The sequence below is a fragment of the Phenylobacterium zucineum HLK1 genome, from assembly GCF_000017265.1.
Lineage (GTDB): Bacteria > Pseudomonadota > Alphaproteobacteria > Caulobacterales > Caulobacteraceae > Phenylobacterium > Phenylobacterium zucineum.
Map to the genome: position 1 here is coordinate 2,998,286 of NC_011144.1, position 17,029 is coordinate 3,015,314.

The window sequence follows — 17,029 nt, forward strand, 5'->3', positions numbered from 1 at the left end:
GCCAAGGCTGCGCAGGGCATGGCCCCGATCCTTCGAAGCGCCCGAAGGGAGCGAACTAGGATGGCCGACCGCATCCGCCACGACGGGATCCTCGTCGTGGGCGCGGGCCTGGCCGGGCTGACGGCGGCGATGGCCGCCGCGCCCGCGAGGGCGCTGGTGCTCACCGAGGCTCCCCTGAACAGCGGCTGCTCGTCGGCCTGGGCGCAGGGCGGCATGGCCGCGGCGCTCTCGCCGGACGACGCCCCCGAACTGCACGCCGCCGACACCGTGGCCGCCGGCGCCGGCCTCGTGGACGCCGCCATGGCTCGCCTGCTGGCCGAGGAAGGTCCCGCCGCCGTCCACGTCCTGGCGGCGCTGGGCGCGCCGTTCGACCGCGCGGCGGACGGCGCGTTCGTCCAGAGCCTGGAGGCCGCCCACGGCCGCGCCCGCGTCGCGCGGGTGAAGGGCGACCAGGCCGGCAAGGCGATCATGCAGGCGGTCAGCGTCGCCGCCCTCGCCGCCCCCACCGTCCAGGTCCGCACCGGCGCGCGGCTCACCGGCCTCCTGCAGGACGCGGGCGGCCGCATCCGTGGCGTGGTGGCCGAGCTGGACGGACGCCCGACCGAGATCCTCGCCGACGCGGTCGTGCTGGCCACCGGCGGGATCGGCGGCCTCTACGCCGTGACCACCACCCCGGCCGAGCTGAAGGGCGAGGGTCTGGGCCTGGCCGCCATGGCCGGCGCGGCGATCGCGGACCCCGAGTTCGTCCAGTTCCACCCGACGGCCATCGACATCGCCCGCGACCCCGCTCCGCTCGCCACCGAGGCGCTGCGCGGCGAAGGCGCGGTGCTGGTGAACAGCGCGGGCGAGCGCTTCATGACCCGCTACCATCCGGCGGGCGAGCTGGCGCCGCGCGACGTGGTGGCCCGCGCCATCCACGCCGAGCGCGAGGCTGGCCGCGGGGCCTTCCTGGACGCGCGCGAGGCGGTGGGCGCCCACTTCCCCGACGAGTTTCCGACGGTGTTCGCCGCCTGCCTCTCGGGCGGGATCGACCCGCGCAAGCAGCTGATTCCCGTCGCTCCGGCCTGCCACTACCACATGGGCGGGATCGCCACCGACGCCGACGGGCGCACCAGCCTTCCCGGGCTCTTCGCCGCGGGCGAATGCGCCTCGACGGGCGTTCACGGCGCCAACCGCCTGGCGTCCAACTCGCTCCTGGAGGCGGCCGTCTTCGGCGCCCGCGCCGGCCGTGCGGCCGCGGCCGAGCCCAAGGCCGCCGGCGCCTGCCGGGCGATCATGGGCGCCGAGCTTCCGGCGAAGGCCCTCAAGACCTTGCGCGAGGCCATGAGCCGCGAGGCGGGGGTGATCCGCGACGAAGCGGGACTTTCGCGCCTCCTGGCCCGGATCGATGCGCTGGAGGCCGCGCACGGTCGCAGCGCCGCCCTGGTCGCCGCCCGGCTGGTGGCCGCCGGCGCCCTGGCCCGCCGCGAGAGCCGCGGCGGCCACTTCCGCGAGGACTTCCCCCTGTCCGGCGAGGCCCGCCGCACCCTGGCGACCCTGGCCGACGTGGAGGGCGCGGCCTTGAGGTTCGCCGCCGAATGATCGAGCCGCTTCCCGACCTGCTGGTCCAGCCCATCGTCCGCGCCGCGCTCGCCGAAGACCTCGGCCGCGCCGGCGACGTCACCGCCCAGGCGTGCGTGCCCGAGGCCGCCGAGCTTTCGGTGGTCTTCGCCGCCCGCCGCGGCGGCGTCGTCGCGGGCCTGTCCTGCGCGCGGCTGGCCATGGCCGAGCTCGACCCCGCCCTCGCCTTCGAGCCCCATGTGCGGGACGGCGACGTTGTCCCGGCGGGGGCCGTCCTCGCGGCCGTCCAGGGCAAGGCGCGCGCGATCCTGTCGGCCGAGCGCACCGCGCTCAATCTCCTCGGCCGCCTGTGCGGGATCGCCACCCTGACGCAGGACTACGTCGACGCGGTCGCAGGCACGGGCGCCAGGATCACCGACACCCGCAAGACGACGCCGGGCCTGCGGGCTCTGGAGAAGTACGCCGTCCGCTGCGGCGGCGGCGTGAACCACCGCTTCGGCCTCGACGACGCCATCCTCATCAAGGACAACCACGTGGCCGCCTGCGGCTCGGTGGGCGAGGCGGTTCGCCGCGCGAAGGCCTACGCCGGCCACCTGATGAAGGTCGAGGTGGAGGTGGACAACCTCGTGCAGTTCCACGAGGCGCTGGCCGCCGATCCCGACGTTGTCATGCTCGACAACTTCAGCCTAGCGGACATGGCCGAGGCGGTGCGCCTCGGAAAGGGCCGCGTGGTCCTGGAGGCCTCGGGCGGGGTCACCCTCGAGACCGTGCGCGCCATCGCCGAGACGGGGGTGGACGTGATCAGCGTCGGCGCCCTCACCCACTCGGCCAAGGTCCTCGACATCGGCCTGGACGCGGTCGGCTAGGCGCAACCTCCGCCGCCCTGTCCTGTTCCCCCTCCAGCGGAGCTGAGGAGGACCGGGCATGGAGGGGATCGAGGCGCTGCACCCGTTCGTGGCGCGGCTGGCGGGCCTTCTGGAGATCCTCGGGGTCGCGGTCGTGTTCGGCGGCGTGATCGTCGCGACGGCCGTCTACCTCCGGCGCGGACTGCTCAGCCGGGAATGGCGCGTCGCCTACGAGCGCTACCGGGCCAACCTCGGGCGCGGCATCCTGCTTGGCCTCGAGCTGATGGTGGGCGCCGACATCATCGCGACGGTCACCTCGCCCCTCACCCTGGAGAGCGTCGGCCTGCTGGCCGCCATCGTCGCCATCAGGACCTTCCTGAGCTTCTCGCTGGAGACCGAGATCGAGGGGCGCTGGCCGTGGCGGCGCGCCGACGCCGGGCCGTCCCGCGGCGAGCCCCGCTGACCCCGCGAGGGAAATGGGGCCCGGGAACGGGGCGGCCCCCGGACTGTTCCGCTCCCCGGGGACCAACTGGGGACCAACTGGGGACCAACTGGAGGCCAAAGCATGAGATCGTTCCTGTCCGCCGGCGCGGCGCTCGGCGCCGCCGCCCTTCTCGCCGCCTGCAGCGGGGGCGATGCGGCCCCGCCCGAGCCCGGCGAGGGCGCGGTCGGCATGGTCGAGACCGACAACGCCGGCGCGGCGCAGAATCCGCAGACGCCCGCCCTCTCCGGCGGCATGGCCGGCCAGACGCCGGACTACGGCCAGCCGGGGGCAGCGCCCTCGCAGGTGGAGTCCAACAGCCCCGGAACCGGCGCCTCCTCGGGGAGCGACACGCCGCCGCTGAACTGAGCATGGACCCGAGCGCCTTCTTCTCCGGCTGGGAGCCCCTCCTGCGGATCGTGGTGGTCGGGCTCGCCGCCTACGTGGCGCTGGTCGTCATGCTGAGGCTGTCGGGCAAGCGGACGCTGTCGAAGCTCAACGCCTTCGACTTCGTGGTGACGGTGGCCCTCGGCTCGACGCTCGCCACCGTCATCATCTCCCGCGAGACCTCGCTGGCCGAGGGGCTTACCGCCCTGGCCCTGCTCATCGTGGCGCAGTTCGCCGTGACCTGGACGACGGCGCGCTGGGGCCGCTTCAACCGCGCGGTCAAGTCCGAACCGACGGTGCTGCTCCGCTGCGGCGAGCCTATCCGCCGCGCCCTGCGGCGCGAGCGGGTCACCGAGGACGAGCTGCTGTCGGCGGTGCGCGACAAGGGCGGCCGCAGCCTCGACGAGGCCGAGGCCATCTTCCTTGAGGCGGACGGCTCGCTCTCGGCGATCCTGTCGCGCTGAGCGAGCCTGGAAGGCTCGGAACCGGGCCGGTCGCCCGGGGTTCACCCTTCGAACAGGAGGCTCACCCCATGGCATCGAAAGCTCCCCCGATCCCGCCGGAACAGCGCTCGCATCCGGGCGAGAAGCCGAACATCGAAGGCGAGCGTCAGGACCGCCGCGACACCGTCACCGACGCCCAGTCCAGCCAGCCGGGCGACGACGACGTCAACCTCAAGGAACAGGGCCGGCACGGCAACGTGCACCAGAACACCCACCACCAGGGCTACCAGCAGGACCGCTAGCCATGCCTGACAAGCACCCCAACACCGAACGCTGGGGCGGTCCAGGCGCCAGCCACGAGGACCGCACCGAGCCCATGCCGAAGAAGGGCGACCCGCGGCGGCCGGGCGAGCCCACCAACACGCCCTACAGCCACGTCTCGGGCGGCGGCGGCGAGCGGGACCGCCGCCACTCGCACGATCCCGAGCAGAAGGGCGACTTCGAGGAGAACAGCGCCCAGCGCGCCAAGCCCTGACCCGGATGGCGACACCGGATAGCGACGGCGCAGGAGTCCGGAGAGGCTAACCCCGCTGGCGCTGCGGCCAGGGCCGAAGGGTCCTGGCCGCGCTTCCGTGTGACGGCGGATTAAGAAGCCTTCACTCGCCGGGCGGACGCACCGGCGATACGGTCCGGCATGCTCAAGCTCGCCGCCGCCATCGCCGCGCTCCTCCTGCCCGCCCACGCCGCGGCCCAGGTCCCGCTCCAGGCCGACGCCTACCCGAAGATCATCCCCTCGCCCGGCGGGCACGTGGTGATCCCCGTCCCGGGCGCCCAGCGGGCCTACGACGACTACAAGTACGCCCCCGCCCGCCGCGCCGGCGATGTCCTCTACATCTCCGGCGTGATCGCCGGCCCGGCCGGCGCGGACGGCCGCGACGTGGAGGCGTTCAAGGCCCAGGTCCGCAACGCCTTCCGCCATATCCAGCGCACGCTTCAGGCCGAGGGCCTCACCTTCGCCGACGTGGCCATGATCAACACCTTCCACGTCTGGGACGGGCCGGGCTTCCGGGGGTCGCGCGACGATCAGTTCCGGGCCTTCAGCGCGGTGAAGGACGAGTTCATGTCCGCCCCGCATCCGGCCTGGACGGCGGTGGGCGCGACCGGGCTGCTGGCGGGCGATGGCGTGGTCGAGATCCAGATGATCGCCCACGTTCCGAAGCGCTGACGGGCGCCTGAAGGACGTCAGGCCGGCTGCAGCCGCGCGGCGGCCGCGCGGGCGGCCGACTCGCGGCCGGCCCGGGCCTGGGCCATCACCGCCTTCACCTGCGCCAGCACCTCGGGCCGGGCCTGTTCCGGCCGGCCGGACTGGAACGGCGGCGCCGGCGCATACTCCAGCCCGAGTTGGACGCTCTCGGCGTAGGCCTCGCCGGCCAGTTCGGCCAGCAGCACCAGGGCGAAGTCGATCCCCGCGGTCACGCCCCCGCCGGTGATGATGTTCCCGTCCCGCTCGACCCGCGCCTCCGAGACGAGCGCCCCGAACGGCGTCAGCAGGTCGCGCCAGGCCCAGTGGCAGGCCGCGCGCCGGCCCGTCAGGAAGCCGGCCGCGCCCAGGATCAGCGAGCCGGTGCAGACGCTGGTGAGATAGCGGGCGGTCCCGCCCAGCCGCCGGATCTGCGCCATGAACGCCTCGTCCAGGATGGCGTCGGTGGCGCCGAAGCCGCCGGGGACCAGCAGCACGTCGCAGCGCTCCACAGCCGCCAGGTCGGCCAGGCCCGAAAAGGTGAGCCCCTCGGCCTCGATGTCACGACCGCCCAGCGAAGCGACCGTCACCTCCGCGTCCGGCGTGCGGACGAGAAACTGGTGCGGCCCGGTGAAGTCGAGGTGGGTGACGCCGGGATAGAGGGCGATGACGATGCTGAGCTTGGACATGGGCCGCCTCCTGAGTTGACGGCGGCACCGTAGCCGGCGCACGGTCTGGCAGAAACGCCATCGATCCCACGCTTCCTGCCATGAGCCGCCGAATCGCCGTCGTCATCTTCCCGGGCTTCCAGATCCTCGATGCGGCGGGCCCGATCGCCGCCTTCGAGATCGCCGGACGGCTCCGGCCGGGGGCCTACGAGATCGAGGTGCTGGCGCCGGACGGGGGCGCGGTGAAGAGCTCGTCCGGGGCGCCGATCGCCGCCGGGGCCCTGGCGGGCGCCGACTTCGACACTGTCGTGGTTTCGGGCGGCGACGGAACGCGCAGCCTGCCCGAGCTGGCGGCCATCGTGCGCTGGCTGAGGGCGGCGGCGCCGCACCTGCGGCGGATCGCCAGCGTCTGCTCGGGCGCCTACGTCCTGGCCGAGGCGGGACTGCTGGACGGCCGCCGGGCGACGACCCACTGGGGCCGCACCGACGACTTCGCCCGCCGCTATCCGAAAGTGAAACTGGACGCCGACCGCATCTTCATCCGCGACGGCCACGTCTGGACCTCGGCGGGCATCACCGCCGGCATCGACCTGGCGCTGGCGCTGGTGGAGGACGACCTCGGCGCCGACGTGGCCCGGCGCACGGCCCAGCAGCTCGTCGTCCACCAGCGGCGGCCGGGCGGCCAGTCGCAGTTCTCGGCGCTCATCGAGCTCGGCGGCCGCACCGGCCGCTTCGCCGACCTGATGGATTGGATGCGGGAGAACCTGGCCCAGCCGCTCACCGTCGAGCAGCTCGCCGACCGCGCGGCCATGAGCCCGCGCAACTTCGCCCGCGCCTTCGCGGCGGAAACCGGGACCACGCCGGCCAAGGCGGTGGAGCGCCTGCGCCTGGAGGCGGCGCGAACCCGGGTGGAAACGGGCCGCGAGCCTATCGACCGGGTGGCCGAGGCGGCGGGCTTCGGCGACCCCGAGCGGATGCGCCGCGCCTTCCTGCGCGCCTTCGGCCAGCCGCCGCAGGCGCTGCGGCGGGCGGCGCGGGCTTGAGCCCGCCTCCACAGACCCGGCTGCGGAGCAGGGATCGCGTCAGGAGATCGCGGCGTCCGAGGCCTGCGGGGCCTTCAGCGCCGCCGCTTCGGCCGGCTTGAGCGCGGCGGGCGCCGGCTTGGTCGCGGCCGGCTTGGGCTGGGCCGAAGCCTGACCCTGGGCCGCGGCGGACTTGGCGCCTTGGACCGGCTTGTCCGCAGCCGCGGCCGGATTGGCCGCCACGGCGTCCTTGGCCTCGCCGGCCGCAGCCTCCGCAGGGGCCTCCATGACGGCGTTGGTCAGCCGCAGCTCCATCGGCTCGGCGACGGCCGAGGTCAGCACCGCAGGCTGCACCGCCGCCGGCGCGGCCGCCTGCATCATCCCGCGCGGGTTGAACTTGTAGAAGACGTGCATGCCCACCTGGGCCACGCGCCGCATCTGCGGGCCCCAGGCCGGCGAGACCGCGGTCGTGTGGAAGTGCGTGGCCGAGCCGACCTCGGCGACGGCGGCGCCGGCCAGGACGCGGGCCGCGACCTTGCGGGCGCGCTTCCAGGCGCTGGTCTCCTGGCCGCGGCGCATGGAGCCGTCGCAGGTGAAGCTGAACTGGCAGCCGGTCCGGCGGGCCGAGCCCTGGAACACCACCCCGCACACGGTCTTCGGGAAGGCCGGGTGCTTCACACGGTTCATCACCACCTGGGCGACCGCGAGCTGTCCGCGCGGGCTTTCGCCGCGGGCCTCGTAATAGACCGCCTGGGTGAGGCACTCGAGCTCGCGTTGTGCGTTGGACTCCTCGCGGGCGGTGCTGCGCTCCAGCCGCTCGGTGAGCGCGGCGAGTTGGCGGGCCTGCGCCGCGGCGGCGTCGGCCTGCGTCAGGCGCAGCACGCCTTCGTCCTGCAGAAGGGCGTTCGAATAGCCGCCGGCCGTCGCCTGGGCGATGCGCTCCACGCGGCTGTGGTCGGCGGCGTGCTGGGCCATGCCCCCCGCCAGGTATGCAGCGCCCAGGCTCAGGCCAACGCCTGAACCAATCAAAGCGGCGCTCATCAGCATGCGCCAGTCGGCGCGTGCCTGCGTTCCAAATTTCAAGATACTCGGTTCCCTGACCGCGAGGGCGACAGGACGCCCCCCGACAATTGTCGCCACGGTCGCCCCTGCTCGTGCTGGAAGCGCCCGCCGGCAGGCCTGGCCCCGGATCCGTTAATGGGGCAGGCGACGGCAAATGGTGAAGGAGATATGAATGAACTCACCGGCCTTGGCAAGTCTTTTTTGCACTGCAACATAGGACTTCCCGTCGCACCCGTGGCTGTTCCGTTCTGATCCATTCAGGCGAAACCGCGGCAAGAGGTGGGCCATTCACCAAGACTGAGGCCGGAAAGTCTTTCGGCGCGCGGAGACTTGAACTGTCGCCGCCTTGTCTTGGAAAAGATCAGGTCTACTCAAACAGGCTGGAACAAGCTTGAGCGGAACCCTCCTCGGGGCCGCGGTGTTTCCCGCATTGCAACCCCTGGAGACCACAAGATGACCAAGACGCTCCTGCTCGCCGCCGCCGCGGGCGGCATGGCCTTCACCCTCTCGGCCTGCGGGCACAACACCGAGCAGAAGGCCGCTACGGGCGCGGTCGCCGGCGCCGTCGTGGGCGGCCCCGTAGGCGCCGCCGCCGGCGCGGCCGTCGGCACGGCCGCCAGCAAGGTCGACGACAAGAACTAGGCCCCTGCCCGGCCCAGCAACCGGCTTCCCCTTTTCGGCGGCGGGATTAATCTACGCCGTAAACGAAAAGGGGAGGCTTCCATGATCCGCACCGCCGTCTTGGCCCTGGCCGCCGCGTTCGCCCTGTCGAGCGCCGCCTGGGCCGCGCCCCAGGACCGCTACGCCGCGAACGGTGCGGTGAAGATCCACTACGTGGTCGAGGGCGAAGGCCCCCTCGTCGTGCTGCTTCACGGCTTCCCCGACTATTGGGCCACCTGGAAGCCGTTGATGGCCGAGCTCAACAGAGCCGGCTGGCGCACCGCCGCCCTCGACCTGCGCGGCTACAACCTCTCGGACAAGCCGGACGGCGTCGCCGCCTACGCCATGCCGAACCTGATCGGCGACGTGGCCGCGGTGATCGCCGCGGAGGGCGCGAAGGACGCGGTGGTGATCGGGCACGACTGGGGCGCGGCCATCGCCTGGCAGGTGGCCATGAACCGCCCGGACCTGGTGAACCGGCTGGTGATCCTGAGCGTGCCCCACCCGGCCGGCTTCGCCCGCGAGATGGCGACCAACGCCGAGCAGCAGAAGAACAGCCAGTACGCCCGCAACTTCCAGCAGCCCGGGTTCGAGAAGACCCTGACCGCCGAGGGGCTCGCCGGCTGGGTGAAGGACGCGGCCGAGAAGCCGGGCTATGTCGAGGCGTTCAAGCGTTCGGACTTCGCCGCCATGCTGAACTACTACCGCGCCAACTACCCCAGCGGGACCGGCGCGGCGACCGCCGCTCCGCCCTCCATGGCGACGGCGGCGCGGATCAAGGCTCCGACCCTCGTCATCCATGGCATGAAGGACACGGCCCTGAACGCGGCGGGCCACGCCGGGACCTGGGACCACGTGGACGCCGACACCACGATCGTCATGTTCCCCCAGGCCGCCCACTTCGTTCAGCACGACGCGAAGGACCAGGTGAACCGCACGGTCAAGGGCTGGCTCGCCGCCCGCCGCTGACAAAGATCAAACGGGAGAGGCCCGCCGAGGCGTAGCTTCCTTGTCCATGAGCTTTGCAAACACCCGGGCCGGCTACGGCTGGGCCGCCATCGCCCTCCACTGGATCTCCGCGGCGGGCGTGATCGTCCTCTACCTCCTGGGCGAGCGCATGGAGGAGGCGCCGGACCGCGCGGCCAAGCTGGCGGCCATGGCGAGCCACGTCTCGGTCGGCGTCCTGCTGTTCGCCTTCCTTGCGGCCCGCGTCCTTTGGAGCCTGTCCCAGCCCCGCCCCGCCCCGATCGGGGCCGGCGGGCCGCTGCGGCTGCTGGCGGAAACCGTCCAGGTCCTGTTCCTGGCGATGATCGCCGTCCAGCTCGTCACCGGCCCCCTGGTGATCTGGTCCAACGCCCGGCCGGTGGAGGTGTTCGACTGGTTCGCCATCGCAAGCCCGTTCGCCGCTCCCGTGGAGTGGCTGCACGAGGCCGCCGAGGAGGTCCACAAGCTCGCGCCCAGCCTGCTCTGGCCGCTGCTGGGCCTGCACGTTCTGGGCGCGCTCAAGCACACCCTCATCGACCGCGACGGCACGCTGCGGCGGATGCTGTGGTCGGCGCGCGGGGCCTGACCCCGCGCCCCGCCCTGGGACTTCCGACCCTCAGTACTTGCGGCAGAGCAGGTCGCGGAGCACCGGCGAACGCCCGGTGATCTGGCCCTCGGGTCCGATCGCGCGGGACGCCCGCTGGCTGTCGTCGAACCAGACCGCATCGCCCAGCCCCTGCCGGCGGCAGAAGACGTTCGCTCCGTGCCGGCCGGCGGCGACATCCACGCCGCGGACGGTGGGGCGCGGGAAGAAGACCGTCCGCTCGCCGTCGTAGCCGCGCGCGTCGCGCCCGCCGCCCGGCGGACGCGGGCCCCAGCCGTCCTCGGGCCCGGGACGCGGGCGGCCGAAGCCGGCGGGCTCCAGCGACGAGACCTGGCCCGAGAGGCCGTACTGGGTCAGGTCGGGGACGTCCCCCCGGATGTCCTGGCAGCGCCCTTCGAAATCGTCGTGCTCGCAGACGCGCCAGGTCCCCTGGAAGCGCGCGCTCCGGGCCCGGTCGTTGAAGCGCCAGTCTCCCAGGTCGGAGACCGAGTTGGTGATGGTCACCGACCGGCCCTGGTAGTTCGGCAGTTCGTAGAGGGTGGCCGAGCCGCCCCGGACCGACGGCATCGGGCCAGGCTGGGCCTGCGCCGCTCCCGCACACGCCAGAGCCGCGGCCACTCCCGCGGCGAGCCACATCGTCCTCGTCATCTCAGCCTCCTTAGCCAGGCGTCCAATCAAGCTTCGCCGTGATGAACCGCCGCTGAAGGCTCGGCTCAGCCGGCCGTCAGGACAGATCATCTCCGGACTGGAAACAATCTTCTCCCGGCCGGCCGCTTTGTCTCCGCACGAGGCGGACTATCTTCCTTCCGGAGAGCGCGGCGCCGATGCGCCGCCGGGAGACCCGACATGATCGAACGCCGACCCTTCGCCGACCTCGGCGGCGCCGACCACGGCTGGCTGCGCGCCCGCCACCACTTCTCCTTCGCCGGCTATCACGATCCGGCGCGCATGGGCTGGGGCCCGATCCGCGTCTGGAACGACGACGAGATCGCCCCGCGGTCCGGCTTCCCGCCGCACCCCCACGCCGACATGGAGATCGTCACCTACGTCCGCGAAGGCGCGATCACCCACCAGGACAGCCTGGGCAACCAGGGCCGGACGGCGGCGGGCGACGTGCAGGTGATGAGCGCCGGCTCGGGCATCCGGCACGCCGAGTACAACCTGGAGCCCGAGACCACGAAGATCTTCCAGATCTGGATCCTGCCGACATCCCGCGGCGGGGCGCCCAGCTGGGGCGCGCGGCCGTTCCCCAAGGGCGATCGGGCCGGCCGCTTCGTGACCCTGGCCAGCGGCCTGCCGGGCGACGACGAGGCCCTGCCGATCCGCACCGACGCCCGCGTGGCCGGGGCGACCCTGCGCGCCGGCGAGACGGCCGAGTACGTGCTGGGCGCGGGCCGCCACGCCTATCTGGTGCCGGCGGCGGGATCGGTGGAGGTCAACGGCGTCCGCCTGGACGCCCGGGACGGCGCGGCGGTGCGCGACGAGGCCGTCTTGAAGGTCAAGGCGCTCGAGGACGCCGAGGTGGTGCTGGTGGACGCGGCCTGAAGGCCGCCGAAGCGCCCTGAAAAGCAAGGGCCCGCGGCCAGGGGCTGGCCGCGGGCCCTCCCGCACGTCCGCCGTTCAAGGGAGAGCTCAGCGGACGGCGAAGCTCATGGTGAGGGTCGCGAGCTGCTGCTGGCGCACGACCTCGGCCTTCTGGGCGATCTCGGCGCGGACGCCCCGCTGGCAGGCGGCGCGGTCGGTCGCGACCTTGCGGTGGGCGCAGTACTTGTAGACCGCATGGTCGGTGCGCTGCTTCAGGACGGCGGCGCCCTGGGGGCTCAGCAGGTTCAGGTCGCTCACCTTCACCGACGGGGCGGCGTGGGCGGCGGTGGACAGGGCGGCCATCGGCAGGGCGGCCAGCAGGAGCGTGGCGACGCCGGCGATGCGGCTGGTGAAGTTGGTCTTGGTCATCTTCGTTTCCCTCCGGGCGATGCGGGCGGACGCTGCGTCCGTCGACAAGGAAACGAATACTTCCGGTCTTCCGCGGAATCCCGTGAATAGGGGGTAATGACGCCGATTTAAGAAAATTACGTCGGCGTAATACTTGAACCCTCTGTAATGTTCGATCGCAGCTTCAGTGCAAGGGCGGCGGCTCCACCACCGCCTCGTCCCACTCGCCCAGGTCGTCGCAGACCAGCACCACGCGCGGCTCCTCGGTGACGCGGGCATAGTCGCCCGCCGCCGCCAGCGCTTCGGCGCGGCTGTCGAAGCGGCCGAGTTCGCCGCCGTCGTCGTCCTGCAGAATCCAACAGCCCCCGTGGGCCACGACGCTCAGATCGAACATCACAGGTCCTCCCCCGAGCGCCGTTCTCTCAGATCGGCGCGCGCCGCGCACGAGGCTTCCGCGTCCCGGCCGTGCGACACGCAGGCGCACGGGCCAAAGGCGCGGGGCGAAAGCAGGGGGCGCCTGGATGCGCAGGCGCTGCGGTCAGCCTTCGCGGAAGTAGGGCTCGACCGGACCGGTCAGCTTCATGGTCAGGGGATTGCCCTTGCGGTCGCGGGAGTTGCCCACGGTGACGCGGATCCACCCCTCGCTGACGCAGTATTCGTCGACGTTGGTCTTGTCCTCGCCCTTGAAGCGCACGCCCACGTTCCGGGCCAGCACCTCGGCGTCGTAGTAGGGGCTCGCCGGATCCACCGAGAGGCGGTCGGGCGGGGTGTCGGTGTTCTCGCTCATGCGCGCGAGGTCGCACAGAGCGGACGCCGGTTCAAGCGGCCGCAGCGCGCCTCTCACGCCTCGTTGTCGCCGGTGATCAGACGAAGCCGGCGAACCAGCTCGTCGGCCGGGAACGGCTTCTCGACGAAGGCGCTGCCCGGGACGCCGAACGCCCGGAACGAAGCCTCGCTGGAATCGCCGCTGACGTAGAGGACCGGCAGGGTCGGACGCATCTGGCGGGCGAACCGCGCGACGTCGAAGCCGGTGACACCGGGCCCCAGGTTCACGTCCACGACGAGGGCCGCGTACGCCATCACCCCGGACAGGGCCGAGAAGGCGCCGCGGTCGTTATGGATGCAGTGCGCCTCGTAGCCGGCGTCCTCGAGAATGTCCGTCACCAGCTCACAAAGCTGTTCGTCGTCGTCGACGACGAGGATCCGGCGGACGGGATCGACGCGGCGGGCTGCGGCGGCCATGGCGCCCCCTGCTGGCTGTACACCTCTGGTGCGGAATTTGTCTGCTAGCCGACATACAGAGTCGTCCAGCGAAGCCAACCCCAAACAGAACAGCGTTCACAGATTCCGTCCGGCGGAGAGCTAGAGGATTCCCTCGATCAGGCCGCGCTGGAGGGCCTCGTCGGCGTCGAGATACCAGCCCGACTGCGCCCGCTCCAGGAGCTCGGCCAGGGGCACGGGGCTGCCTTCGATCAGCGTGGCGAAGTCCTGCTCCTCGATCCGCAGGCCCAGGTCGATCTCGCCGAGCAGCGCCTCCACCCGCGCCCGCTCCAGCAGCAGCGGCCCGTTCAGCTCCACCGCGCGGTTCAGCTGCCGGCAGTGGACCAGCAGGGCGCAACCGCGGGCGAGCCAGCGGTCACGACGGCCGAACGCCGACAGGACCGTCACCCCCGCCGAATAGACCATCGCCTTGCCGAGGAAGAGCGTCCGCCGTCCGGTGCGCTCCCGGAACAGCCGCACGTCGGCGGCGATCCGGCGGCCCACGTCGGCGTCGCCGCCGTTGGTGGTCAGCTCCAGCGTCAGGGGCTCGCCGCGATCCTCCGCGGCCGAGAGGCCTTCGAGGAAGGCGCGCAGCATCGCGTCGTCGACCGGGCCGTTCAGCCTCACGTTCGGCCGCGCCAGTTCGACCGGCGGCTTGGGGGCGGAAGCATCGTCCATCCGTCCGCAACGCGCGGCGTTCCGATAGGCGCCGCGGACCGGCGCCTAGCGCGGTTTCGGCGTCTCGTAGGGTCGCAGCTCGTAGAATCCCGCCAGCTTCACCCGGATGGTGACAGGACGGGGCTCGAGATTGCGGAAGAACCAGCCGTGGAACCCGGCCATGGGGGCGACGAACCCGCCGTTCGCCACCTTGGCCGCGCCGCCGGCGAGCGGATCCTCCACGCGGTAGGTCATCACCTCCATCCGCGGCTCGGGCAGGGTCTCGCCGTGGAAATCGGAATAGACCTCGCCGTCGGCCTCCCAGGCGTAGACGAAGCTCTGGCCGGGCTCCATCCACACCTTCCGCTCGACCTCGGCCCCGGGGCCGCCGCCCGCCTCGAGCCGGATTTCGAGCACGTCCGAGCGCCAGGGCGCCGGGGCAGGCCGGTGCACGGCCGCCGCCGCGGCGCTCTCCTCGGCGCTGAGGACCGCCGCCTGCTCGCCCGCCAGGCGCGTCAGGCCCGTCAGCCGCCCGAAGCCCGTTGGGTCACGGCCGTACTCCGCCGGCAGCACCACGAGCACCGTGACGGCCGCGGCGGCGACCAGCGCAGCCGCCGTCTGGCCCAGCAGCCTGCGTCGTTCGGGGCTCATGCGGCGCGCTCCAGGACAAAGCCGGCCATCTGCTGGCCGAAGAGGACGAAGCCCGCCGCCATCAGCAGGAGGTTGGCGGCGACAGCCTGCCGCGCGAAGCCGGCCGAGGCGCGCCACCAGGCCATGGCCACGAGAATGAGCGCCAGGGCCAGGATCTGTCCCGCCTCGACGCCGACGTTGAACGCCACCAGGTTCGCCAGGAGCCCGTCGGTCGACAGCCTCAGGTCCTGCAGCTTGGTCGCTAGGCCGAAGCCGTGGACGAGACCGAAACCGAGGACGACCGCCCGGTTGTCCGGCTGGACCCCGAACCAGGTCCTGAAGGCCCCGAGGTTGTCCAGCGCCTTCCAGGCGACCGAGAGGCCGATGACGGCGTCCACGAGAAAGGCGTCGACGTGCAGCCCGCCCAGCACTCCGGCCAGCAGCGTCAGGCTGTGGCCGATGCTGAACATGGTGACGTACAGCGCCACCGAGGACAGCCGATGCAGGAAGAAGATCACCCCGGCCAGGAACAGCAGGTGATCGTAGCCGGTCACCATGTGCTTGGCGCCCAGATAGAGGAACGGGACGATCTGGGGGCCAGGGTTGGCCTGGATGAACGCCGCGTCCTTGTCTGCCACGCCATGCGCCAGCGCCAGCGCCGGCCAGGCCAGCATCACGGCCGTCAGCCCAAGAGTCCGGGTCCGCATGCTTCCCCCTGCCCCGTCGCGCACAGCCTACACGGCCGGTTGACCGGCGCCACGGGGCGCCGTCTGTTCGGGCGCCATCGGGGGGGCTTCCATGATCCGAGTTCTCGCCTGCGTCCTGGCGCTCGTCGCCTTCGCGCCCGCTCACGCCCAGAACGCGTCCGCCCAGACGGCGCCCGTCCGGCCGGCCGCCGACAGCTTCAAGGCGGTGCTGGCCGACCACTGGGCCTGGCATCTGCGGAACAATCCGGTGCAGGCCACGACGCTCGGCGTGCGCGACTACGACACGCAGTTGGGCGATCCCTCGCTGGCCGCCATGGACCGGCAGGCCGCCGAGGCCGCGGCCTTCATCCGGCGGCTCGACGCCATCCCCGCCGATCAGCTCTCCGCCGCCGACCGACTGAACCACGCGCTGCTGCGCCAGGACCTCGCCAACGAGGTGGAGAAGAACCGGCACGTGCAGCGGGCCATCCTGTTCTCGAACCGCCGCGGCTGGCACCTCAACTTCGCCCGCCTGGGCGAGCGCGTGCCGCTGTTCAACCTGGCCGACTTCGAGAGCTATCTCGCCCGGCTGGCCGCCTATCCCGAGTACAACCGCAGGGCCATCGAGACCACGCGCAGCCTGGTGAAGGCCGGCGCCACCCACCCCTGCGCCGCCATGGTCGGCTTCGAGCGCGGCATCGCCGTGCACATCGTGGACGATCCCGCCAGGTCCGACCTCTACGCCCCGTTCCTGAAACCCCGCCCGGCCAGCATCACCGAGGCGCAGTGGGCGGCCCTGTCCGAGCGGGCGCGCGGCCTGATCGCGACCGCGATCGTCCCCGCCTACCGCGAGCTCCACGACTTCTACCGCTCCGAGTACGCGCCGAAGTGCCGCCAGACCTTCGGCGACGCCGGGATGCCCGGCGGGCGCGAATGGTACGCCTACCGGGTCCGGCTGATGACCACGACCGACCGGACGCCCGAGGAGATCCACCAGCTCGGCCTCTCGGAAGTGGCCCGCATCCGCGCCGAGATGGACGCCGTCGTAAAGCGCTCGGGCTTTGCGGGCGACCGCGCCGCCTATGTCGAGCACCTGCGCACCGATCCGCGCTATTACCCGAAGACGCCCGAGGAGCTGATGGCGGTCGCCTCGGTGCTGGCCAAGCGCATCGACGGCGAGATGCCCAAGCTGTTCGGCCGCCTGCCCCGCCTCCCCTACACGGTGAAGGAGGTGCCGGCCGCCACCGCGCCAGGCACCACTACGGCCTACTACACCCGCGGTTCGCTGACGGGCGCCGTCCCGGGCATCTACTGGGTCAACACCTCCAAGCTGGACCAGCGGCCGCTGTTCGAGATGCCGGCGCTCACCGTCCACGAGGCGGTCCCCGGCCACCACCAGCAGCTCTCGATCCAGGGCGAGCTCGACCTGCCCGAGTTCCGCAAGCACGCGGTCAACTTCACCGTCTTCACCGAGGGCTGGGGCCTCTATTCCGAGCGCCTGGGCATCGACATGGGGCTCTACGACACGCCCGAGAAGGACTTCGGCCGCCTCTCGTACGAGATGTGGCGCGCCGCCCGCCTGGTGGTCGACACCGGCCTGCACGCCAAGGGCTGGACCCGCGACCAGGCGGTGCAGTTCATGCTCGAGAACACCGCCCTCTCGCGCGGCAACATCGAGGCCGAGGTGAACCGCTACATGGTCGATAGCGGCCAGGCGCTGGCCTACAAGCACGGCGAGCTCAAGATCCGCGAGCTGCGCGAGCGCGCCGAGCGCGAGCTGGGCGCCGACTTCGACCTGCGGGCCTTCCACGACGCGGTGCTGGAGAACGGCGAAGTCCCCCTCGACGTGCTGGACCGGCACGTCACCGCCTGGATCGCCGCGCGGAAGCGTTAGCCCGGCGCAGAATC

Annotated in this window: 24 protein-coding genes; 14 read left to right on the plus strand and 10 right to left on the minus strand. The window is 72.2% G+C overall.

All coding sequences use genetic code 11. The annotated features are described in order from the left end of the window. The first annotated feature begins 60 nt into the window (after window positions 1-60). The 8 genes from PHZ_RS14430 (at window position 61) to PHZ_RS14465 (ending at window position 4,941) form a co-directional block, all read left to right on the plus strand. Window positions 61-1,581 carry an L-aspartate oxidase gene (locus PHZ_RS14430; protein ID WP_012523155.1) on the plus strand — a complete coding sequence of 507 codons (1,521 nt, stop codon included), beginning with the start codon at window positions 61-63 and terminating at the stop codon, window positions 1,579-1,581. Continuing rightward, window positions 1,578-2,426, plus strand: coding sequence for a carboxylating nicotinate-nucleotide diphosphorylase (gene nadC, locus PHZ_RS14435; RefSeq protein ID WP_012523156.1), 849 nt, complete (start codon window positions 1,578-1,580; stop codon window positions 2,424-2,426). Before PHZ_RS14430 ends, nadC begins: the two co-directional genes overlap by 4 nt. A 58-nt stretch (window positions 2,427-2,484) precedes the next feature. After that, window positions 2,485-2,868 (plus strand): DUF1622 domain-containing protein, encoded by a 384-nt coding sequence (locus PHZ_RS14440; RefSeq protein ID WP_012523157.1) that lies wholly within the window; start codon window positions 2,485-2,487, stop codon window positions 2,866-2,868. A 102-nt stretch (window positions 2,869-2,970) separates the two neighbouring features. Continuing rightward, the gene (locus PHZ_RS14445) at window positions 2,971-3,255 is read left to right on the plus strand and encodes a hypothetical protein (protein ID WP_041373567.1); all 285 of its coding nucleotides are present in this window, start codon (window positions 2,971-2,973) and stop codon (window positions 3,253-3,255) included. Between the two features lie 2 nt (window positions 3,256-3,257). After that, window positions 3,258-3,737: a DUF421 domain-containing protein gene (locus PHZ_RS14450; RefSeq protein ID WP_012523158.1), complete on the plus strand. Its 480-nt coding sequence runs from the start codon at window positions 3,258-3,260 to the stop codon at window positions 3,735-3,737. Between the two features lie 68 nt (window positions 3,738-3,805). Beyond that, window positions 3,806-4,018, plus strand: a complete 213-nt coding sequence (locus PHZ_RS14455; protein WP_012523159.1) for a hypothetical protein — start codon at window positions 3,806-3,808, stop codon at window positions 4,016-4,018. A gap of 2 nt (window positions 4,019-4,020) precedes the next feature. After that, the gene (locus tag PHZ_RS14460) at window positions 4,021-4,251 is read left to right on the plus strand and encodes a hypothetical protein (protein WP_041373568.1); all 231 of its coding nucleotides are present in this window, start codon (window positions 4,021-4,023) and stop codon (window positions 4,249-4,251) included. A gap of 159 nt (window positions 4,252-4,410) precedes the next feature. Further along, complete coding sequence (locus tag PHZ_RS14465) at window positions 4,411-4,941, plus strand: Rid family hydrolase (RefSeq protein WP_049758271.1); 531 nt, start codon at window positions 4,411-4,413, stop codon at window positions 4,939-4,941. Window positions 4,942-4,958: 17 nt separating this feature from the next. On the opposite strand, the gene PHZ_RS14470 is transcribed toward PHZ_RS14465, so the two are convergent. Next, a complete protein-coding gene (locus PHZ_RS14470) occupies window positions 4,959-5,645 on the minus strand; it encodes a DJ-1/PfpI family protein (protein WP_012523161.1) in 687 nt (228 codons plus the stop codon). 80 nt (window positions 5,646-5,725) lie between these two features. Here PHZ_RS14470 and PHZ_RS14475 point away from each other — a divergent pair, with 80 nt between their 5' ends. Beyond that, window positions 5,726-6,667, plus strand: coding sequence for a GlxA family transcriptional regulator (locus PHZ_RS14475; protein WP_012523162.1), 942 nt, complete (start codon window positions 5,726-5,728; stop codon window positions 6,665-6,667). Between the two features lie 39 nt (window positions 6,668-6,706). Here PHZ_RS14475 and PHZ_RS23175 read toward each other — a convergent pair whose 3' ends face one another. Continuing rightward, window positions 6,707-7,621 carry a cell wall hydrolase gene (locus tag PHZ_RS23175; RefSeq protein ID WP_049758272.1) on the minus strand — a complete coding sequence of 305 codons (915 nt, stop codon included), beginning with the start codon at window positions 7,619-7,621 and terminating at the stop codon, window positions 6,707-6,709. Between the two features lie 540 nt (window positions 7,622-8,161). Between PHZ_RS23175 and PHZ_RS14485 the strand changes: the two genes are divergently transcribed. The 3 genes from PHZ_RS14485 (at window position 8,162) to PHZ_RS14495 (ending at window position 9,938) form a co-directional block, all read left to right on the plus strand. After that, window positions 8,162-8,350, plus strand: a complete 189-nt coding sequence (locus tag PHZ_RS14485; RefSeq protein WP_041373569.1) for a hypothetical protein — start codon at window positions 8,162-8,164, stop codon at window positions 8,348-8,350. A gap of 81 nt (window positions 8,351-8,431) precedes the next feature. After that, window positions 8,432-9,337 carry an alpha/beta fold hydrolase gene (locus PHZ_RS14490; RefSeq protein ID WP_012523164.1) on the plus strand — a complete coding sequence of 302 codons (906 nt, stop codon included), beginning with the start codon at window positions 8,432-8,434 and terminating at the stop codon, window positions 9,335-9,337. Window positions 9,338-9,383: 46 nt separating this feature from the next. Continuing rightward, complete coding sequence (locus PHZ_RS14495) at window positions 9,384-9,938, plus strand: cytochrome b (RefSeq protein ID WP_012523165.1); 555 nt, start codon at window positions 9,384-9,386, stop codon at window positions 9,936-9,938. 30 nt (window positions 9,939-9,968) lie between these two features. Here PHZ_RS14495 and PHZ_RS21800 read toward each other — a convergent pair whose 3' ends face one another. Then, window positions 9,969-10,604: a beta/gamma crystallin-related protein gene (locus tag PHZ_RS21800; RefSeq protein ID WP_012523166.1), complete on the minus strand. Its 636-nt coding sequence runs from the start codon at window positions 10,602-10,604 to the stop codon at window positions 9,969-9,971. A 198-nt stretch (window positions 10,605-10,802) separates the two neighbouring features. Between PHZ_RS21800 and PHZ_RS14505 the strand changes: the two genes are divergently transcribed. Further along, the gene (locus tag PHZ_RS14505) at window positions 10,803-11,501 is read left to right on the plus strand and encodes a pirin family protein (RefSeq protein ID WP_012523167.1); all 699 of its coding nucleotides are present in this window, start codon (window positions 10,803-10,805) and stop codon (window positions 11,499-11,501) included. Between the two features lie 87 nt (window positions 11,502-11,588). Here the strand turns inward: PHZ_RS14505 and PHZ_RS23180 are convergent, their stop codons facing one another. The 7 genes from PHZ_RS23180 to PHZ_RS14540 all read right to left on the minus strand — a co-directional run bounded on the left by PHZ_RS23180 (window position 11,589) and on the right by PHZ_RS14540 (window position 15,142). Further along, window positions 11,589-11,909 carry a UrcA family protein gene (locus PHZ_RS23180; RefSeq protein ID WP_049758275.1) on the minus strand — a complete coding sequence of 107 codons (321 nt, stop codon included), beginning with the start codon at window positions 11,907-11,909 and terminating at the stop codon, window positions 11,589-11,591. Between the two features lie 163 nt (window positions 11,910-12,072). Then, on the minus strand, window positions 12,073-12,282 hold the full coding sequence (locus PHZ_RS14515) for a hypothetical protein (protein WP_041373570.1): 210 nt from the start codon (window positions 12,280-12,282) through the stop codon (window positions 12,073-12,075). Between the two features lie 144 nt (window positions 12,283-12,426). Then, the gene (locus PHZ_RS14520) at window positions 12,427-12,675 is read right to left on the minus strand and encodes a DUF3297 family protein (RefSeq protein ID WP_012523168.1); all 249 of its coding nucleotides are present in this window, start codon (window positions 12,673-12,675) and stop codon (window positions 12,427-12,429) included. Between the two features lie 53 nt (window positions 12,676-12,728). Continuing rightward, a complete protein-coding gene (locus tag PHZ_RS14525) occupies window positions 12,729-13,130 on the minus strand; it encodes a response regulator (protein WP_012523169.1) in 402 nt (133 codons plus the stop codon). A gap of 120 nt (window positions 13,131-13,250) precedes the next feature. Further along, window positions 13,251-13,826 carry a hypothetical protein gene (locus tag PHZ_RS14530; RefSeq protein ID WP_012523170.1) on the minus strand — a complete coding sequence of 192 codons (576 nt, stop codon included), beginning with the start codon at window positions 13,824-13,826 and terminating at the stop codon, window positions 13,251-13,253. Window positions 13,827-13,871: 45 nt separating this feature from the next. Beyond that, on the minus strand, window positions 13,872-14,456 hold the full coding sequence (locus tag PHZ_RS14535) for a hypothetical protein (RefSeq protein WP_012523171.1): 585 nt from the start codon (window positions 14,454-14,456) through the stop codon (window positions 13,872-13,874). Then, entirely contained in the window at window positions 14,453-15,142 is a 690-nt protein-coding gene (locus PHZ_RS14540; protein WP_012523172.1) for a HupE/UreJ family protein, read from the minus strand. Before PHZ_RS14540 ends, PHZ_RS14535 begins: the two co-directional genes overlap by 4 nt. 91 nt (window positions 15,143-15,233) lie before the next feature. Between PHZ_RS14540 and PHZ_RS14545 the strand changes: the two genes are divergently transcribed. After that, complete coding sequence (locus PHZ_RS14545; protein ID WP_012523173.1) at window positions 15,234-17,015, plus strand: DUF885 domain-containing protein; 1,782 nt, start codon at window positions 15,234-15,236, stop codon at window positions 17,013-17,015. Window positions 17,016-17,029: the final 14 nt, after the last annotated feature.

Bases quoted from the DNA above. Each gene is read 5' to 3' on its own strand.
- PHZ_RS14515 (WP_041373570.1), bottom strand. From the start codon at position 12,282: ATGTTCGATCTGAGCGTCGTGGCCCACGGGGGCTGTTGGATTCTGCAG.
- PHZ_RS14455 (WP_012523159.1), top strand. From the start codon at position 3,806: ATGGCATCGAAAGCTCCCCCGATCCCGCCGGAACAGCGCTCGCATCCG.
- PHZ_RS14505 (WP_012523167.1), top strand. From the start codon at position 10,803: ATGATCGAACGCCGACCCTTCGCCGACCTCGGCGGCGCCGACCACGGC.
- PHZ_RS14495 (WP_012523165.1), top strand. From the start codon at position 9,384: ATGAGCTTTGCAAACACCCGGGCCGGCTACGGCTGGGCCGCCATCGCC.
- PHZ_RS14540 (WP_012523172.1), bottom strand. From the start codon at position 15,142: ATGCGGACCCGGACTCTTGGGCTGACGGCCGTGATGCTGGCCTGGCCG.
- PHZ_RS14430 (WP_012523155.1), top strand. From the start codon at position 61: ATGGCCGACCGCATCCGCCACGACGGGATCCTCGTCGTGGGCGCGGGC.
- PHZ_RS14535 (WP_012523171.1), bottom strand. From the start codon at position 14,456: ATGAGCCCCGAACGACGCAGGCTGCTGGGCCAGACGGCGGCTGCGCTG.
- nadC (WP_012523156.1), top strand. From the start codon at position 1,578: ATGATCGAGCCGCTTCCCGACCTGCTGGTCCAGCCCATCGTCCGCGCC.
- PHZ_RS14440 (WP_012523157.1), top strand. From the start codon at position 2,485: ATGGAGGGGATCGAGGCGCTGCACCCGTTCGTGGCGCGGCTGGCGGGC.
- PHZ_RS14545 (WP_012523173.1), top strand. From the start codon at position 15,234: ATGATCCGAGTTCTCGCCTGCGTCCTGGCGCTCGTCGCCTTCGCGCCC.
- PHZ_RS14525 (WP_012523169.1), bottom strand. From the start codon at position 13,130: ATGGCCGCCGCAGCCCGCCGCGTCGATCCCGTCCGCCGGATCCTCGTC.
- PHZ_RS23180 (WP_049758275.1), bottom strand. From the start codon at position 11,909: ATGACCAAGACCAACTTCACCAGCCGCATCGCCGGCGTCGCCACGCTC.
- PHZ_RS14520 (WP_012523168.1), bottom strand. From the start codon at position 12,675: ATGAGCGAGAACACCGACACCCCGCCCGACCGCCTCTCGGTGGATCCG.
- PHZ_RS23175 (WP_049758272.1), bottom strand. From the start codon at position 7,621: ATGGCCCAGCACGCCGCCGACCACAGCCGCGTGGAGCGCATCGCCCAG.
- PHZ_RS14460 (WP_041373568.1), top strand. From the start codon at position 4,021: ATGCCTGACAAGCACCCCAACACCGAACGCTGGGGCGGTCCAGGCGCC.
- PHZ_RS14490 (WP_012523164.1), top strand. From the start codon at position 8,432: ATGATCCGCACCGCCGTCTTGGCCCTGGCCGCCGCGTTCGCCCTGTCG.
- PHZ_RS14530 (WP_012523170.1), bottom strand. From the start codon at position 13,826: ATGGACGATGCTTCCGCCCCCAAGCCGCCGGTCGAACTGGCGCGGCCG.
- PHZ_RS21800 (WP_012523166.1), bottom strand. From the start codon at position 10,604: ATGACGAGGACGATGTGGCTCGCCGCGGGAGTGGCCGCGGCTCTGGCG.
- PHZ_RS14450 (WP_012523158.1), top strand. From the start codon at position 3,258: ATGGACCCGAGCGCCTTCTTCTCCGGCTGGGAGCCCCTCCTGCGGATC.
- PHZ_RS14475 (WP_012523162.1), top strand. From the start codon at position 5,726: ATGAGCCGCCGAATCGCCGTCGTCATCTTCCCGGGCTTCCAGATCCTC.
- PHZ_RS14445 (WP_041373567.1), top strand. From the start codon at position 2,971: ATGAGATCGTTCCTGTCCGCCGGCGCGGCGCTCGGCGCCGCCGCCCTT.
- PHZ_RS14465 (WP_049758271.1), top strand. From the start codon at position 4,411: ATGCTCAAGCTCGCCGCCGCCATCGCCGCGCTCCTCCTGCCCGCCCAC.
- PHZ_RS14470 (WP_012523161.1), bottom strand. From the start codon at position 5,645: ATGTCCAAGCTCAGCATCGTCATCGCCCTCTATCCCGGCGTCACCCAC.
- PHZ_RS14485 (WP_041373569.1), top strand. From the start codon at position 8,162: ATGACCAAGACGCTCCTGCTCGCCGCCGCCGCGGGCGGCATGGCCTTC.